The organism is Paenibacillus sp. NPDC101420 (genome assembly GCF_050277435.1).
Taxonomy (GTDB): domain Bacteria; phylum Bacillota; class Bacilli; order Paenibacillales; family Paenibacillaceae; genus Paenibacillus_AQ.
The window spans coordinates 1,063,676-1,079,653 of sequence record NZ_JBNNSE010000002.1; the positions used below are offsets into that span (position 1 = coordinate 1,063,676).

At 41.5% G+C, this 15,978-nt stretch carries 19 protein-coding genes; 13 read left to right on the forward strand and 6 right to left on the reverse strand.

The genetic code is table 11. The annotated features are described in order from the left end of the window. The first annotated feature begins 142 nt into the window (after positions 1–142). The gene (locus ACQKMP_RS13665) at positions 143–1,435 is read left to right on the forward strand and encodes a galactokinase (RefSeq protein ID WP_427469553.1); all 1,293 of its coding nucleotides are present in this window, start codon (positions 143–145) and stop codon (positions 1,433–1,435) included. Between the two features lie 93 nt (positions 1,436–1,528). Here the strand turns inward: ACQKMP_RS13665 and ACQKMP_RS13670 are convergent, their stop codons facing one another. The 4 genes from ACQKMP_RS13670 to ACQKMP_RS13685 form a co-directional block, all read right to left on the reverse strand. Then, positions 1,529–2,047 carry a GNAT family N-acetyltransferase gene (locus ACQKMP_RS13670; protein WP_339796631.1) on the reverse strand — a complete coding sequence of 173 codons (519 nt, stop codon included), beginning with the start codon at positions 2,045–2,047 and terminating at the stop codon, positions 1,529–1,531. A gap of 25 nt (positions 2,048–2,072) precedes the next feature. Then, on the reverse strand, positions 2,073–2,525 hold the full coding sequence (locus tag ACQKMP_RS13675) for a MarR family transcriptional regulator (RefSeq protein ID WP_339242038.1): 453 nt from the start codon (positions 2,523–2,525) through the stop codon (positions 2,073–2,075). A 341-nt stretch (positions 2,526–2,866) separates the two neighbouring features. Continuing rightward, positions 2,867–3,583, reverse strand: coding sequence for a glycosyltransferase (locus tag ACQKMP_RS13680; protein WP_427469554.1), 717 nt, complete (start codon positions 3,581–3,583; stop codon positions 2,867–2,869). Further along, positions 3,580–4,287, reverse strand: coding sequence for a glycosyltransferase (locus ACQKMP_RS13685; protein ID WP_427469555.1), 708 nt, complete (start codon positions 4,285–4,287; stop codon positions 3,580–3,582). Before ACQKMP_RS13685 ends, ACQKMP_RS13680 begins: the two co-directional genes overlap by 4 nt. A gap of 342 nt (positions 4,288–4,629) precedes the next feature. Between ACQKMP_RS13685 and ACQKMP_RS13690 the strand changes: the two genes are divergently transcribed. From ACQKMP_RS13690 to ACQKMP_RS13720, 7 genes are all read left to right on the forward strand, one after another. Continuing rightward, positions 4,630–5,202 carry a hypothetical protein gene (locus ACQKMP_RS13690; protein ID WP_427469556.1) on the forward strand — a complete coding sequence of 191 codons (573 nt, stop codon included), beginning with the start codon at positions 4,630–4,632 and terminating at the stop codon, positions 5,200–5,202. A 68-nt stretch (positions 5,203–5,270) separates the two neighbouring features. Continuing rightward, positions 5,271–5,888 carry a hypothetical protein gene (locus ACQKMP_RS13695; RefSeq protein ID WP_427469557.1) on the forward strand — a complete coding sequence of 206 codons (618 nt, stop codon included), beginning with the start codon at positions 5,271–5,273 and terminating at the stop codon, positions 5,886–5,888. Positions 5,889–5,900: 12 nt separating this feature from the next. Next, positions 5,901–6,911 carry a hypothetical protein gene (locus ACQKMP_RS13700; protein WP_427469558.1) on the forward strand — a complete coding sequence of 337 codons (1,011 nt, stop codon included), beginning with the start codon at positions 5,901–5,903 and terminating at the stop codon, positions 6,909–6,911. Positions 6,912–6,946: 35 nt separating this feature from the next. Next, positions 6,947–7,696, forward strand: coding sequence for a hypothetical protein (locus ACQKMP_RS13705; protein WP_427469559.1), 750 nt, complete (start codon positions 6,947–6,949; stop codon positions 7,694–7,696). Positions 7,697–7,733: 37 nt separating this feature from the next. Further along, a complete protein-coding gene (locus ACQKMP_RS13710; RefSeq protein ID WP_339242028.1) occupies positions 7,734–8,300 on the forward strand; it encodes a hypothetical protein in 567 nt (188 codons plus the stop codon). Between the two features lie 62 nt (positions 8,301–8,362). Further along, a complete protein-coding gene (locus ACQKMP_RS13715) occupies positions 8,363–8,821 on the forward strand; it encodes an SMI1/KNR4 family protein (protein WP_042189330.1) in 459 nt (152 codons plus the stop codon). A gap of 42 nt (positions 8,822–8,863) precedes the next feature. Beyond that, a complete protein-coding gene (locus ACQKMP_RS13720; RefSeq protein WP_427469560.1) occupies positions 8,864–9,424 on the forward strand; it encodes a DUF4303 domain-containing protein in 561 nt (186 codons plus the stop codon). Between the two features lie 98 nt (positions 9,425–9,522). Here the strand turns inward: ACQKMP_RS13720 and ACQKMP_RS13725 are convergent, their stop codons facing one another. Continuing rightward, on the reverse strand, positions 9,523–10,098 hold the full coding sequence (locus ACQKMP_RS13725) for a hypothetical protein (RefSeq protein ID WP_379423831.1): 576 nt from the start codon (positions 10,096–10,098) through the stop codon (positions 9,523–9,525). A 508-nt stretch (positions 10,099–10,606) separates the two neighbouring features. On the opposite strand from ACQKMP_RS13725, the gene ACQKMP_RS13730 reads away from it, so the two are divergent. The 5 genes from ACQKMP_RS13730 to ACQKMP_RS13750 all read left to right on the forward strand — a co-directional run bounded on the left by ACQKMP_RS13730 (position 10,607) and on the right by ACQKMP_RS13750 (position 14,897). Beyond that, the gene (locus ACQKMP_RS13730) at positions 10,607–11,113 is read left to right on the forward strand and encodes a DL-endopeptidase inhibitor IseA family protein (protein ID WP_042189324.1); all 507 of its coding nucleotides are present in this window, start codon (positions 10,607–10,609) and stop codon (positions 11,111–11,113) included. A 630-nt stretch (positions 11,114–11,743) separates the two neighbouring features. Beyond that, complete coding sequence (pnuC, locus tag ACQKMP_RS13735) at positions 11,744–12,421, forward strand: nicotinamide riboside transporter PnuC (protein ID WP_339242019.1); 678 nt, start codon at positions 11,744–11,746, stop codon at positions 12,419–12,421. Continuing rightward, complete coding sequence (locus tag ACQKMP_RS13740; protein ID WP_339242017.1) at positions 12,418–13,428, forward strand: AAA family ATPase; 1,011 nt, start codon at positions 12,418–12,420, stop codon at positions 13,426–13,428. The genes pnuC and ACQKMP_RS13740 overlap by 4 nt, the downstream gene beginning before the upstream one ends. A 27-nt stretch (positions 13,429–13,455) precedes the next feature. Next, complete coding sequence (locus ACQKMP_RS13745) at positions 13,456–14,349, forward strand: NUDIX hydrolase (RefSeq protein ID WP_339242015.1); 894 nt, start codon at positions 13,456–13,458, stop codon at positions 14,347–14,349. Beyond that, the gene (locus ACQKMP_RS13750) at positions 14,346–14,897 is read left to right on the forward strand and encodes an NADAR family protein (RefSeq protein WP_427469561.1); all 552 of its coding nucleotides are present in this window, start codon (positions 14,346–14,348) and stop codon (positions 14,895–14,897) included. The genes ACQKMP_RS13745 and ACQKMP_RS13750 overlap by 4 nt, the downstream gene beginning before the upstream one ends. Before the next feature lie 49 nt (positions 14,898–14,946). Here the strand turns inward: ACQKMP_RS13750 and ACQKMP_RS13755 are convergent, their stop codons facing one another. Next, complete coding sequence (locus ACQKMP_RS13755) at positions 14,947–15,825, reverse strand: helix-turn-helix domain-containing protein (protein ID WP_427469755.1); 879 nt, start codon at positions 15,823–15,825, stop codon at positions 14,947–14,949. Between the last annotated feature and the right edge of the window lie 153 nt (positions 15,826–15,978).

A 15,978-nucleotide genomic window follows, 5' to 3' on the forward strand; every position in this document is an offset into this window, starting at 1 on the left:
GCAACATATACACTAAATATATATATTTGAGGAATTATAAGTCATAATCATCCATATAAAAGTTACATTTTTCACTAGTATGAAATAATTAATAAGTGCTATATTTTTCTTGAGCAATTATACATATGGAGGAATTCAAAGGATGCCATCAATTACAGAAACAATTCAACTGATCGAATCAAAAGAATTTCAAAGAACACTAGAAAGTCTGTATGGTGATGTTCCATCTATCATAAACGATCAAAAGCAAAGATATAAAACCTTGGTTCAGGAATATGTAAAAAAATTTGCAGAGGGCGAAGTGTTTCTCTTTAGCTCACCAGGGCGCAGTGAAATTAGTGGCAATCATACAGATCATAATCTGGGTAAAGTAATTGCTGCCAGTATAAACATGGATTGTATTGGAGCGGCTGCGAAAAATGATCAAAATATTATTCGTATAAAAAGCATTACCTATAACGAAGACTTCATTATTGATTTGAATTCGAGTGGGAATAGCCTTAACCTTTCAGGAACATATACCTTAGTTAAAGGGATTTTGGACGGTTTTGAACGGTACGGTTATAAATTAGGCGGTTTTGATGTTTGTATCACAAGTGATGTTATAAGTGCAGCAGGTGTAAGCTCATCAGCTTCTTTTGAGATGTTGATATGTTCTATTATTAATTTCTTCTACAACAATAACGAGATGGATGTCGTTACCTGTGCCAAGATAGGCCAATATGCAGAGAATTCAGAGTGGAACAAACAATCGGGTTTGCTCGACCAAATTGCTTGTGGATATGGGGGACTAATTTCGATTGATTTTAAAAACATCGAGGCTCCACTGATCACTACATTAAATTTTTCATCTATTGACAAAGGTTATGAGTTATTTATTGTCCCCACAGGTGCAAACCATGCAGATTTAAGTGAAGAATACTCCTCAATTCCAACAGAAATGAAGGCTGTTGCCCGAGAACTTGGGAAAAATGTGCTTCGTGATTTAGAAAAGCAAGATATATTGGACAACCTGGACAAACTTAGAGAGAGTGTTGGGGATAGAGCTGTATTGAGAGCACTGCATTTCTATGAGGAAAACATTCGAGTTGATCAACAAGTAGAAGCTTTGACAGGCGATAATGCAAACAGCTTCATAAGACTCGTAAATGAATCTGGAAACTCATCCTGGAAATGGCTGCAAAATTGCTATTCTAACTCTACTCCTACTGAACAGGGTGTGACACTATATTTGGCATTAACTGAGCTGTTTATCAAGGAGAAGGGGGCAGGAGCCTGCAGGGTACATGGAGGCGGTTTTGCCGGAGTTATAATGGCTTTATTGCCAAAAGAATATACGGATTCCTATAAAGCATATATGCACTCATTTGGTGTTGAGCAGATTTATCCTGTCCGCATTCGTAAGCATGGTGCTATTAATTTAAATCTATTATAGGCGTTTATCAGCCGGCACCTAGTTAGCATATAGCTATATACTTGGTGCCGATTTTTTTTCTGATGATGTTCTGGTTCACGAAATATGAGAATATTAAATGAGTGTTTTAGTCATTATAAAATCAATTTGTTCTTCATTACCCATATAGAAAGAGTGAGTCCCTGTTTGAACGAAATTCATTTTTTCATAGAATTTAATTGCATTCTCATTTTTTTCCCAAACGCCTAACCAAATCTTCTCTTTATTCTGATCTTTTGCTATGTCTAAAGCCTTATTCATCAGGTATTTACCTAGTCCCCGTTTATGAAATTTCCCCCTAATATAAATCCTCTCGATTTCAAGCGAATCATTACCCATTTTTTCTGATTGGGCATCATTAAAGTTTAGCTTTAAATATCCTGCAACTTCCTTATTCAAAAAAATAAAATAGAATTCCGAACAATTATTCAATAATTCTTTTCCTAATTGTTTCAAATTAAAAGCACGATCTAAGTAAGCATTCATAATTGCAGGTGAGTTTTGATTCTGAAATGTATCGTTAAATGTTTCAACACTGATTTCTTGGAGTAACCCTAAATCTTCAAACGTACACTTTTTTATTTTTATGGTCATTTTTATTTGTCCTCCGTTTACTAAGTCAATAATCTCTTTTGTTTCCTTTTTTGACTAACTCCCAGTCTTTTTCTACATTTTTTCTGACTCTCTGCAGCAAGGTAAACATAGTTTCTACTTCACTCTCAGAGAATCCAGATAATGCGACCTTATTGGAGTAATCGTTTTCCCTTTTTATGTAAGGGTACAAAGTAACCCCTTTCTCTGTAGGAAATAGTTTTTTAATTTTTTTATTTTGATTGTCTTCTTTCTTTTCTATAAATCCATTGATTTCTAATTTCTTAATTGCACGTGAAGCTGTTGTTCGATCTACTTTTATCATTTCAGCTAACTTTTCTTGAATTATTCCTGGGTTTTCACATATTCGAACAAGGTACAAATATTGCCCTTTTGTAAGATCATGTTCTGCAAATTCTATATTGCTTATTGAATCTAATGCCCTAGCTATCATTCCAATTTCACGTAGGATTTCCTTCATAAATAACTCCTTAGCGCGTATTTTGTTGTAAATGCAATAAATAATATATATTAATTTATCTCATAATAGTTGCATTTGCAATAAAAATAAATAAATAAAATAGCGAGGTAAGTAAAGTGAAGCGTGACTTCTATGTATTAAAAATTTATAAAACTAACTCTTGGTATTTCACGATTGGAAGCCCTTATAAAAAGACTGGATAGCAACATGGTTATGCTGCTATCCAGTCTTTTTATTGGGTTATTACCACACAAATGGTAGTCCCTCGTTATTGAACAGTGTCCGGTAACATCAGCAAATAACTCTATCTCGCGAAAGTCTGCATTTCGTATTTCATTAATTCAGTTTCGAGTGACGTATTTTTTGAAGTTTTTTACTTTAATAACTTTAACACTTTTTAATAAAAGATTTCTGTCGCTGATGATCCAAGTGTGATCTTTGGAGTTTTTTCTACGAATTGCAGCGAAGTTATACTTATTACCTGCGTAAATCTTAAAGCCATGAGCTGCGCAATCAGCACAAAATTTAACGCATTCACCTCTGTTCCGATTTGGAAAAGAAATCTGATCGAACACCTTGCGTTTAATGAGTAGGGTCGCACCTTGAACATTGGTTACATATTTATTCTCCATTCGGAGGTAACGAAGCAAAAGTAACTTCTTATCATTCAAATACATATAGTGAGCCCGTTTTCCAACGATATCTGCTTTAGTCTTATGGAGTATTTGCATGCTATCAGTTAAATAGTTGGAAGCGTAATAATCGTCATCATCAAATTTTGCAATATAACTATAATTCGCTAATTGCACACCAAAATTCAAACAATAACCGAGAGAATGATGTTCCGGTACTTTAAAAACCCACACATTCTTATGTTTTTTTGCAGCAGCTGTATAGTCATCTATCTTCAAACTATCATTATTTATGATTACGATAAGTTCTTTAAGATTAAAATTTTGTCGTCGATAGTTATCAAACAGTGTATTTATACAGTCAGCTCGTTTCGTACAGGTCAGAATAGATACAGCAGATATAGTGGAATCTGTAGCCCGTTTCATAATTTGATCTTTGGACTGCGTCCAACAAATGCTTTGTAATTTTTAATATTACGGATGATCTTATGGTTTGCTATTAAAGTGCTATCACTGATGATCCATGTGTGCTTTGAAGAGTTTTTTCTACGGATGGCTACGAAGTTATTCTTACTCGCAGAATAAACCTTATAACCTTTCTTTCTGCTTCTGCTGCAAAAAAGATCATCTTCACCCACGTTTTTATTAGGGAATTTCACATGATCGAATACTTTACGTTTGAAGACGAGTGTAGCGCCTGGGAGATGGGTAACTGTTCGATGTTCGTCATGCGCGAAACGAAGGATTAAAGTCTTTGAACCACTTAAATACATATAATGAGCTCGTTTTCCAAGAATATCAGCATTTGTTCTATTTAATGTCTGAATACTTTCTGTCAAATAATGAGGGGCATAATAATCGTCGTCATCGAATTTGGCGATGGTATGATATTTGCATTTCGTTACGGCATAGTTTAAGCATGAACCCAGAGTTTGATGTTCTGGCTTACGAAATATCTTTATGTTTTTGTGATTATTTGCTAACTGTTGGTAAGTAGATAGTGGAATTGCATTGTTATTGATAATAATGATGAGTTCTTTTTGGGCATATCGTTGTCTGTTGTAATTTTGGAGTAGGTTGTTTAAATAATTTTGACGATTTGTACAGGTAATAATGGAAACACCATTCATTTAACCAACCCCTTAGATGCTTTTTATTTGGGAAAAGTCTCATAATACGATATGTCCAAGTTAGGATAGAGTAACGGCATATCAACCTCAGGGATGCAAAAATGGATTTTTATAAAGAACACAAGATCACAGTCATGACTGTGTTATCGAGATCTAACTCAGCTTGAAGCAACAATACAGTATCTCTCCCTAGTAAAGGTCATTTCCAAAATTCAGGTGAAAAGTAGGAAGACTCAGGACAAATGATCACTATAATGGAAATAAGAGACATACTTAGATACAATCTATAGGATATAAATAAGAATCAGTCTGAATAAGAAAGCGATTAGAGGAGGCCATCTCGTGGGAAGATCATTCGCAAATTTGCATATCAAGTCGAACAACCTTGATAAGACTGTCGAAGCATTAAGAGAGCTAAGCGAAGGGCATGCCACAGTATTAGGCAAGCCAAATACTGAGGCTCAAAAGTTCAATGTTGTCATGTACGTAAGCAAAAGCAACGAGTACTGGATCAGCGTGCTCCATGATTATTTTGTATGGGGTACGGTGAAGGAGATCGGCAAAACGCTGTCTCGGCTTATCGAGGAGCCAGTGATGACCGCCGGATATATAAATGAGGAAATATTCGAGTTGTCGTTGTTCGAGAATGGAGATATTGAGGCCGAAAGAATCTTTTGTGAACAGTGGACGAGGGATGAATATGAACAACTTAAAGAAGAGCGTCTTAACGATGACTATTTGCAGAAAGCGTTGGATATCTGCAATGAGGATTTTGACGACTTCATTAGCATTACGAGTCCGGCACAAGCCGTAGATATGCTGTCAGAACTCGTAAGAATGTCATTATGGAGCGATTGGGAGTGGATCCCGCACGAAGAAACTCTCAAAGAACGATTTGCGAAATATGAATTTTGAAAATACATGAGGAAATGGCTAAGGTCATCTGAGATGACACTTTAGAACATGGCGGTGAGAGAAAAGAAATGGATAGATTAAAGAACAGCGGATTTTATAAACTTAGATTCTTCTTAAGGCCGGAAGAGTTTGAAAGCGTTTTGAAGCTTTTTGAACATAAGCAAGCGCAATTTTATCTAACCAATTATGCCCAGACAGAGCATGACCAGAATCAGGTGTATGAGGCGTATCAGTCATTTTATCATTATTTTACGGCAGAGGAAAAAAGGAATGATGGTCACCCATTCTTTGTTTATTCCATTTCTGTTGCGTCTGATAATGAAGGCTCCGGATTTTTTGCGAGAAATGAAGGTGTCCATTTTCCCTATTACGGACAATGGGCAGAGGATGAATTGCCGTGTATCTTGCTTTCATTTCCTAAAGGCTTTCAAATGGATTTGGAAGATGAAAACGGGAAGTATTATATCTATGAGGATATCAGGGATCATAAGCCGTTAACATATAAGTTTTTCGATGAAATAAAAGACTCTATTAATAAAATGACAAAGCCGCTTCGCTTCTCGACGCATGACGCAGATGCTATGAAGGAGCAAAAGCCTTCTGTGCGTATAAGCCATGGTGCGATTCAAGATTTGAGCAAATCGTGGATTTTCAATAAATATGGACTTGTGATGGGTGGCAAATAGGAGGATTCAGCAATGCGGAAAATATGGAAAAAAAGGATTCTGATCAATAATCCTGCCCTGCTGGACCGGGATCTGATCGAGCGGGATTTGCAAGACGGTAACCAAGTGATTATTCAATTTTCTCATCCGGATTTTTATGGCTCCATATTGGAAGAAGTGGATGAGCTTTGCGCGCGCTGGAATGAGGATTTCGGAGTACGTTTCTACGCCCACTATTCGCTGTCTTTTGATTGTCATACTCTCTTGCGGATTCCTCATGTGAAAATGCTGCACCTCGATAGTCTCACCCAGGCACATAACACTGAAGCATTGGCGAAGCTGGATCACCTGCGCAGTTTGAGCATAGGCATATACGAGCTGGAGAATTCGGAAATTCTGGGGATTGATACGTTGCACTCTCTAAATAAATTAAACATTATCTCGGATAAAAAGACTCTCAACCTGCAATATTTTAGAGAGTTCTCTGATCTGGAGGAATTGCATGTAGGGGGTAAGGTTAAAAACCTTGATGCTATAGGTTATCTGGAGAACTTGAATTATCTCGCGCTGCATTCGATCAGCAAACTGCCGTTACATTGTATTAACCGGCTGAGGAAGCTGGAGCACCTTCGCATTTTGCTTGGAGGCCGGGAGCACATTCATGAAATTGAAGAGAATACAATCGAGAACCTGGAGATTACTAGAGTCCGCGGCTTCCATGACCTGACCAATATTACAGCCTTTCAAGCGCTGAAGAGACTTGTTATTGAGGATCAAATCCAACTGAAGGAAATCAGCTTTAACCAGGAAATGAAGGCACTGGAGGAACTTTCTATTAGGAATTGTAAAGGCTTAACCCGTTTGACGGGAATGGAGCAACTACCTTTGCTGCACACGCTTCGTATTCTCAAGACGGCAATCGATTTTGATTCCTTTATCCATCAGAAACTTACGAATTCTTTATCTTCAGTGGAGTTTGCAACTTTCAAAAGTAAAGCAGACCGGGAAATACAACAATCTTTAGCAAAATTGGGTTTTCAATAAAAGGTAGGATCGTTCAGTTAACAGGAGGAGTATTTATGTACATCGTATCTCAGCCAAAACCGCTATCTGACGGCCAAAACCAAGCACTTGCGAAGGAAGACGTTACTGTTTATCCACAGGGCTACCTCCGGTTTTTGCGGCGATTCGGTGAAGGGACTTACAGAGGGTGGTTGAATGTTCAGCTTCCCGATGCGGAGGTGCTTAAACCTTTTGCCGAGTACGGATTATGGGAGCATGACGAAAACAGCCCCATTAGTGAGCAACAGATCGGCGAGTGTATCGTTATAGGTACAACGGTGGACGGTGATTTTCTGGCAGTACATCCCCAGACAGCTAGGCTGCTCTGGCTACCTCGGCATGCGGAGCACGTAAAGGCGATTTCCCTGCAGGCACGGGAGCAGGAAGACGAAAGGATGTACGCCTTGGTGATGGATGAAATATATCGTCAGGTGTATGGAATCAGCCAAGGGGAGAGCATCTACTATGAACCGTGGACGGGCACTCGGAGCCATCACTTTTTGCGTTTGCCACAAGGACAGGATCAGCTTACGCTGCCCGAACTGGCCGACTTATGCCAAAACGAATTTCCGCCGGATTTGTCCATTGAGAATGCCTATGCTTGTTTCCTGTTCTACCGGCAGCTGGGCGGCTATGTACGATTGAATTATGCTTACCAGCAAGAGGTGGCTGTCTTCTATGAACAGGATGCGGGGCAGGCGTTTGAAGTTATGGAGCAGTGGCTCTTGTCGAAAGGCTGCGAAGCGATCTCAGAAAATAACAGATGATCCGGATACTCCTTAAGTATGGGAGAGGGAGGTATGTATGAAACTAGTTTTTACTTTGGATACACATGGAACGTGTGTGGGTCAATTGAGAGATGAGCTGCTGCCCTTAGAGGAATTAGCAAATACATGGAAGTTTCCCTATGATATCTTTTTTGTATTGCGTGTTTTACCTGAAAGTTATGGTCGAACAACATCCAGACGTTTTGATAGCAGGGATCATACCCTCGAATTAGATATCAGCATAAGTTATGAACAGTACCAACGGATGTCCAAGCATGAGCAACGTGAGGTATTAGGCAGTCACCTTTGTAACTATTTGTCAGAGTCAGTCGCTAAATATAATAAGCATGCAGATAAGGAAACTCATAATCAACTACTGGATCTGGTGAAAAAATGGATGCTTGAAAACAATTGGCTAAATGGAAAGTTAAATCAAGCACGGAAACTACTTTCGCAAGACATGGGTCTTTATGAAGTCAGCCAAAAATTGCAGATGCCATTAGAAGAGATTGAGTATATCCTTCTCCGTATGAATGACTATGAGCCAACTGACGTTCATCCTGATAACATTGTAGCAGGAAAAGCGCCGCATAATCATTTGTAGAAGATTGGAGAGATATCCAAAACTTACAATAAACCCATGTATAAGGAGAGGGGATCGAACTTATGTATGAGCGTTTGGCAGAAAAACTGAAAACGACCTCCGCTTTAAAATGGTTTCCTGGCCATGGTGCGGAAGAAAGCTGGATAGCAGAAGCTGAAGAGGAATTAGGATTCTGCCTGCCGCCATCTTATCGCTGGTGGCTGGTTCATTACGGTAATGCCCGGTTGGGAGACGGCAATATTCTAGCGATCGCAGCTCCGGAACATAGAGAGTATTACGACGGCGACCTTCTTTACATACATAGACTGAATAAAGCCGAGGAATGGTGGGTAGGTCGGTTTCCCCACAGACTGGACTTGTTCGTGCCGGATAGCGACGAGCTTTATTTTTTTGATACGTCTACTAGAGATAAACAGGGGGAATTTCCGATCATGTGTTATGATCTCATGAATGATTTGATCGACAAGTATGCTTCAACGTTTGCGGAATTTCTAGAACGTCTGATTGACGAGCGTTCTTAAATAACCTGAGCTGATCGACTAATGGAAAGGAGGGCCATTATCATGAAGCCGATGCAAGAAATAGAGACGCTGGCGATAGAAATCGCCGCTGCTGCCAGAAAGTCATTTCGTGCTCTTTTTGAAAATGGCGAACATTATTATTACTGTACGCTATATACTACTGGCGAGGGACATGCGCCTAGCATCTCCGCCTGGTCGTGGGAAGCTTTGGAGATGGAATCGACCAGACAAGGAGACGAAAGTGAAACACCGGGATCGACAATTGCTGAACTCATCAAATGGTCCTATGCCGATTCACCCTATTGTTGTTTCGGGGATGAGAACTTCGATCACGTTAAACAACGATTCATCGAGCGTCCTTTCATAGCGGATCTTGAGAATGACGAAGGGAATCGCGAGTTTGATTTGAGGCTGAAGGCCATTGAGCTGGCAATGAAAATGCTTGATGATGAAGGCATGTTTGCCATGAATCAGCTGCGAGAGTCAGTATGTGTCCTTGTCGAAGTCATGCCGCCGGATGAGGTTAATACCGAAATTGCCCTACGTTTAAATCGGGCCGAATCACCGGTTATGCAAGCATGGTTGGCGGAAGCGGCGAAGTAGAAACGTTAGTCTCCCGTACTTAGGAATCTTGCCACTCTAGTCGCGAGTAGTTCAATCAGTTGCTGCCACCAGTGAAAGCCGGCAGTCTTCACAACTAACTAGCCCATTCCTAGTAAGATGTAATTAGTATATATTTTGCGACTGATCGGAAATCTAAAGCTGATTCTGAATCCTGAATCTTGTGCTCTGATAGTTAGTAAAAAACGGGAGCGTATTAATCCACGAATTAAATTGTTCAGTCTTGTCGTATTACCTGAATTAATTGCGGCAGTGACACGCGTTGCAAATGGAATATCAGTCGCCAACCTGAGGTATAAGGGAAGAATAGCTTGTACTACTACGAGATGTTCTCCCACTTTATACTTACTTTGAGCGGGGTCAAGAAAAAAACCGTTGACGTATAGTCGATCCCGCATAGGTGTACGAAAGCCGAAACTGTACCCTGATCCCAATTCTGCAATTGGGGCATGGCTTACCTTTTGAAACAGTCTTTCCATCTGCACAAAATCAATCGTATTCACCGCTTGTACCCATGCAGCTGAGTATGCTGGATTGCGCACGATTTCGCGATAGAAGGGCAGCACATTTCGTATCGTTCGTCTTAAAATTGCAGGTGTTATAAATTCGTTTTGCTGTTTGCGAACGGGGAGTTGACGTTTTCGTTTCTTATTCAATATGCTTCCCTCCTTGAAAATTCAGTTATCTGCAACATATGCTTTACCGGAAAGGTACGTTTGGACATTTCATCGAAAAAGCACTCCAGGCTTTCGGGATTTAGATTTACTGCTAGAACGATAAGAAAATTACTTAGCAAGAAATGACGCGGCTGCCGGTAGGAACGGTTTAGTCGCGTTTTTTTTGTGTGCTGCAGCTTGCATGGAAATGATCGATATTCTCTCCCGAAATGTAGGTATACAAGGATGAAATCTGTTTTATTTTTCAATGCTCGGATATCCGCTATCATCTTCATTTGCTCCTTGACAACGAAGATTGTAATGCGTGAAGTGCGAGCAGTAATCGTTCCTTGCTACAAGTTGCTGTCTCAAAAATAAGGTTTTTACTTATGAGCCGGCAAACATCATGAAATGAAAAATCATGAAATACGAGGATCCATTCTTGCCGTGCCTTCCATAAGGTAACATACATAGTATGCAATGGAAGAGCGATAAGGAGGGGGACGGCATGGTTTCGAGAAAACGACTTATGGCATTTATTCAGAATGCGGAAAAGGCATGGGAGAAAGTAGTCTTTTCGTATGATCTAAACAGTCCACCGATTCGAATCGGTGATTTTGATTACTACAGACTTCCCTTGCGATTCTCGACCCGAATCAAAATTTTTCGGTATTACCGCCAATTTTGGAACAATGTGTACGCAAATCGCATGATTTGCTCCGCAGGTTTTAAAAACATTCGAGGACGTCTTTACTCTCCTGATGCAGATACGGGGGGATTGCCTAGCAGAGTGTTGGGTTTAAAAATTATAAAACAGACAAGCACAAATATAATAGTTGACGCTATTTTAGGTATTCCAGGCGACTCAATCGCTGATGGGGAAACTATTCGTTATTTCATCTTGCGCAACCCATCCACCCAAGTACTTACGATCAATTTACGCAGAAGCCGATATGCCGATTACCGTTACGATCCATGCAAAAAAAAGAGTAGGATACTAAGAAGGAAAAAATGAAATAGCGCCTGTTATATAGAGAGATAAATTATTCATTGAAAAAACTGATTGCAGAAAGAAGAGCTAGAGCTAACTCCCTATCCCTTTAACGAACCGGACGTGATGCCGTTAATGATATATTTTTGCATGAAAATGTAGCGTATTTAAAATCGCTACTGTGGCAATCACCGGCATAAGCAGCGGGAACACAATCTGCAAGAATGTTCTCCAAACTCCACAGCCGATAAAGCTTTTAATTAAGCTGTAACAAATTTCTATAAGAATTACGCCCGTGGGCAATAATTCGAGCGTAGTAGCAGAGAAGAAGAAGTAGCTGGATGACAAATACATGTTCGAATGCCAACCCGCGTAAATCGCGGGTTTTTTCCTTTGTCAGCGTATATTCTTGCCAGAAATCATTGTCAAGAATAAGTACCGTTAGCTGATTCTAGAAATAGGCTTATGCTAAGGAAGAGGATACCGACCATGGACTGGGTCCAGACTTAAGTTGGAAATTATTCTCACCTTTTTATTGCATCTTCCTCGCCTTTTTGCTATATTTGATATTAACAAGTTGTTATTATCAAAAAGTTACTAACAACAAACTGAATGGTGAAGATTAGGAAATTTAATGAAAGGGAGCGGATGAAAGTGAATAAAACATGGGGTGGTTGGAATCTGTTTGAAATCGTCTGGCTAGTTTTATTTACCTCTATTGCTGTTGCGTTTACGGTTATTTCTAAAGATTCCTTATTCGGATTTACGGTCTTTATCACCGGGGTGCTGTGTGTGGTGCTCGCGGCGAAAGGAAACCTGATGAGTTATGTTTTCGGAATGTACAATACCGTTGGTTACGCGTACTTGGCTTATATAAACGGTTTGTTTGGAGAGGTCATGCTGAATTTGTTATTCTTTGTACCTATGAATGTCATTGGCTTCTATATGTGGAAAAACAACCGCCAAGACGGCAAACTATCCATGCGACAGATGGATCTTAAGTGGCTGTTCCTTGTTGGAGCGGTCTGCATAATAGGCTGCCTGTTACTGGGAATCGGGCTATCGTTCATCCCAGGGCAGAACTCGCCTTATATAGATGCTATTACAACGGTATTATCCATTGTGGCTACCTTTTTAATGGTCAGAAGATTTAAGGAACAATGGCTGGTCTACATTGTATTGAATATATTTACGGTGTTGTTGTGGGTAATTCGGATGCTGGAAGGCAGTAGCGAAGGGGTGCTAATGATCGTCATGTGGAGTGCATATCTGATTAACGCGGCATACGGCTATTACAATTGGAATAAAGGGGCTAAGGAGGTATCGGTATGAAGACGCTTGGATTAACACTGGGGAAGTTTGCCCCGTTGCATAAAGGTCATCAATTCATGATAGAGACGGCGTTGCAAGAGGTCGACGAATTGATTGTGGTAATCTACGAAACGACGGTGACCCCGATTCCGCTTCATATCCGGGCGAACTGGATCCGCAAGCTCTATCCGACGGTCCGGGTAATCGAAGCTTGGGACGGTCCAGACGGGTATTCGAACGATCGGGAGCATGAGATTCGAGAGGAGCAGTATATTTTAGGGCTGTTGAAGGGCGAGCAAGTGACGCATTTTTACTCTAGTGAGTTTTACGGTGAGCATATGAGTGTCGCATTAGGAGCGGCGGACCGGCGGGTGGATGAAGCCCGTGAGCGGGTGCCGATTTCTGCCACGATGGTACGTGCCGACCCTTATAAATATCGCAGATTTGTAAGTGATGTCGTGTATAGGGGGTTAATCACGAAAGTGGTTTTTGTGGGAGCGATGTCGACTGGAAAATCTACAATCACCGAAGCGCTGGCGCAGCGGTATCGCACAACCTTTGCGAGCGAATATGGGCGTGATTACTGGACCGAGCATCAAGTGGATCGTAGAATCAGCCTAGAAGCGTTCGATGAGATCGCTTTGGGCCATATCGAACGTGAGGAGCAGGCGATGCTGGAAGCTAACCGATATCTCTTTGTCGATACCAATGCAATTACCACATATATGTTTGCTTTGGATTACCACGGCCGGGCTCCTGAATGCTTAGCCCGGATCGCATTAGAAAACGCGCAGCGCTACGATCTGTTTTTCCTGTGTGCCGATGATATTCCTTATGAGGATACATGGGACCGTAGCGGGGATCAGAAGCGGCATATTTTTCATAAGCAAATCATTGCCGATTTGAAAGAGCGGCGGATTCCCTATATCACGTTGCGAGGAAACCTAGAGGAACGAATGCACAAAGTAAGTGAGGTCTTGGCAAAGTTCGAGCCCTACCGGAACTATTTTGGAGAGTTGAATGGCTAGAATAAAGAACAAAGGAGGCAAGGATACATGAATATGTTGGATCGCGATGGACTTACGGAACGTCAATTTTTAGAGCAGTACCATGCCGGGGATTTCGAGCGGCCTTCGGTGGCGGCGGACATGGTCATTTTCACCGTTACGAACACGGAGGCGGACAGCTACCGCAAGCTTCCGGAAAAAGAGCTGCGAATTCTGCTCATTCAGCGGGGAGGTCACCCGTTCCTGGGCAATTGGGCACTTCCAGGCGGCTTCGTCCGGCCGGACGAGACGACAGAGCAGGCGGCGGTGAGGGAGCTGAGTGAGGAAACCGGTGTGGATGACGTTTATTTGGAGCAGTTGTACACCTTCAGCGATGTTGGAAGGGACCCTCGTACCTGGGTGATGAGCTGCAGCTACATGGCCTTAATCAACAGTGATCAGGTACAGCTGAAAGCAGGAGATGACGCTGTCCATGCTGCCTGGTTCAAGGTAACCTATCGGCTTCTGCGCGAGCGGAAAGAGATTATTGAGGATGGGTATGTGAAAACGAAGGAATACGAGCTCAAGCTAAGCAGCGATGAAGAAGAGTTTACGGCAGTTGTGGGTCGGACGATGACATCAAAGTCGGCCTCTACGTCAACCGCATACTCCATTGTATCAAATGACGGGTTGGCTTTTGATCATGCGAAGATTATAGCTTGCGCTATTGAGAGACTGCGGGGAAAAGTGAATTACACCGATATTGCGCTAAACTTGATGCCGGGTCTCTTCACTTTGACGGATCTGCAGCAGGTTTATGAGGTGATCTTAGACAAAGAGCTGCTGAAAGCCGCATTCCGGCGTAAAGTAGCGGATCTCGTAGCGGAGACCGATCATTATACTGAAAATGCGGGACACCGTCCTTCCCGCTTATATCGGAGAAATATGGAGGAATATCAATGATATACAATATAGAGCAGTTAAGAAAAGCTTATATCGCGGGCAAAACGTTCAAGTTTGTGTTCTTCTGGGGCCATACACCGCCAAAGCACGACGGCGTCGACAAAAGCTGCTTCAGCCAATGGTGGATGAGTCCTTTCGTGGTAGAGGGGATCGAGTATTCCTGTGTCGAGCAGTTTATGATGTCCGAGAAAGCAAGACTGTTTGGAGATGACGATATGTTGGACGCGATCCTTAAAGCTAAGCATCCCAAGGAGATGAAAGCCTACGGGCGTGCAGTAAGAAACTTCGAAAATGACACTTGGGATAAAGAATGCTATGACATTGTCAAAAGAGGAAATATAGCCAAATTTTCGCAGAATCCGAAGCTTAGCGAATACCTAAAGTCAACGAAAAACCGTATTCTCGTCGAAGCTAGCCCACAGGATCGCATTTGGGGAATAGGCATGAGCCAGTCCAATCCGGATGCGGAGAATCCCGCAAAATGGCGAGGTAGGAACCTACTTGGATTCTTACTGACCGAAGTGAGGGACGAATTGCTGCGGGATTAACTTCATCCCATATTTAAATGAAAAGATAACGATATCCCTTTGGATTTCGTTATCTTTTTTGTTCACCCTCTAAAAGCCAAAGCTTCATCACCCCAGGTGTACAGCCATAAGTATTTCGGAAGATTCGGATAAAATAATTCGTCTCCATTCCCAGTTGAATCGCAATATCCTGAACGAGAATATCAGCATTCTCTGTCATTAACTGTATCGCACGTTCTAGTCGCAGATTCTGTAGATACTTATGTGGAGTTACGGCATATTCCTGTACGAATAGACGCTGGAAATGCTGGACGGAATACCCCACAGCAGCAGCTAGATTGGAGATAAGGAGTGGCTCAGTATAATGTTCGTTAATAAGTTCAACCGCTTTAGCCAACGCTTCATTACGCACAGACTCAAGTTCTAAACGACTGCCTGAGGAGTGTATGGATTCAGAACGACGTAACATCAGAAGTAATCTATATAGGGTTATAGATAGATCCTCCATCCCTTGCTCGTCTTGACGACTAGCCGTCTGATTGTTCACCGTATGCCAGATCTTTCCGATTTCCTCCCAACATTGTTCAAAATGAGCAGGATGATAGGGGAGAGAAGGGAGAAGGCCAATCCCCTCCAGCATTCCTTGCGACTGACTCCCTTCGATTCCGATGAAACCGACATGCCATGGTTCATGTGAGGTAGGGTAATATTCGTGTCCTCGATCCGGTGGGAAAGCGAAAGCCATTCCAGGTTCTAGTATGATTTCAGTACCGGTCTCCAGATCACGAAACAACCCAGTTCCGGTACGAATCAGGAAAACTTGATGAACAGGAAAACCTGTAGGGCGAACATGATGAAATTGTATATGACGACCTACAGAGTAGGGATATAAGGGAAGCGTCTCAGCGTCGCGCGGTAGTTCTATCAGTGAAAAAGGAAGCAGGATGATTCACCTCATATTCATTTTGTACTATCACTTCGAGAGTATATTCCTACTGATCGGGATGAATGTTCTTATATTATAAATAGTATAAATGATGATTCGTGAATTTGATAGCTTAAGCATCTAGCGTCTCATCAGAGAATAGTCCCATTTAAGAAA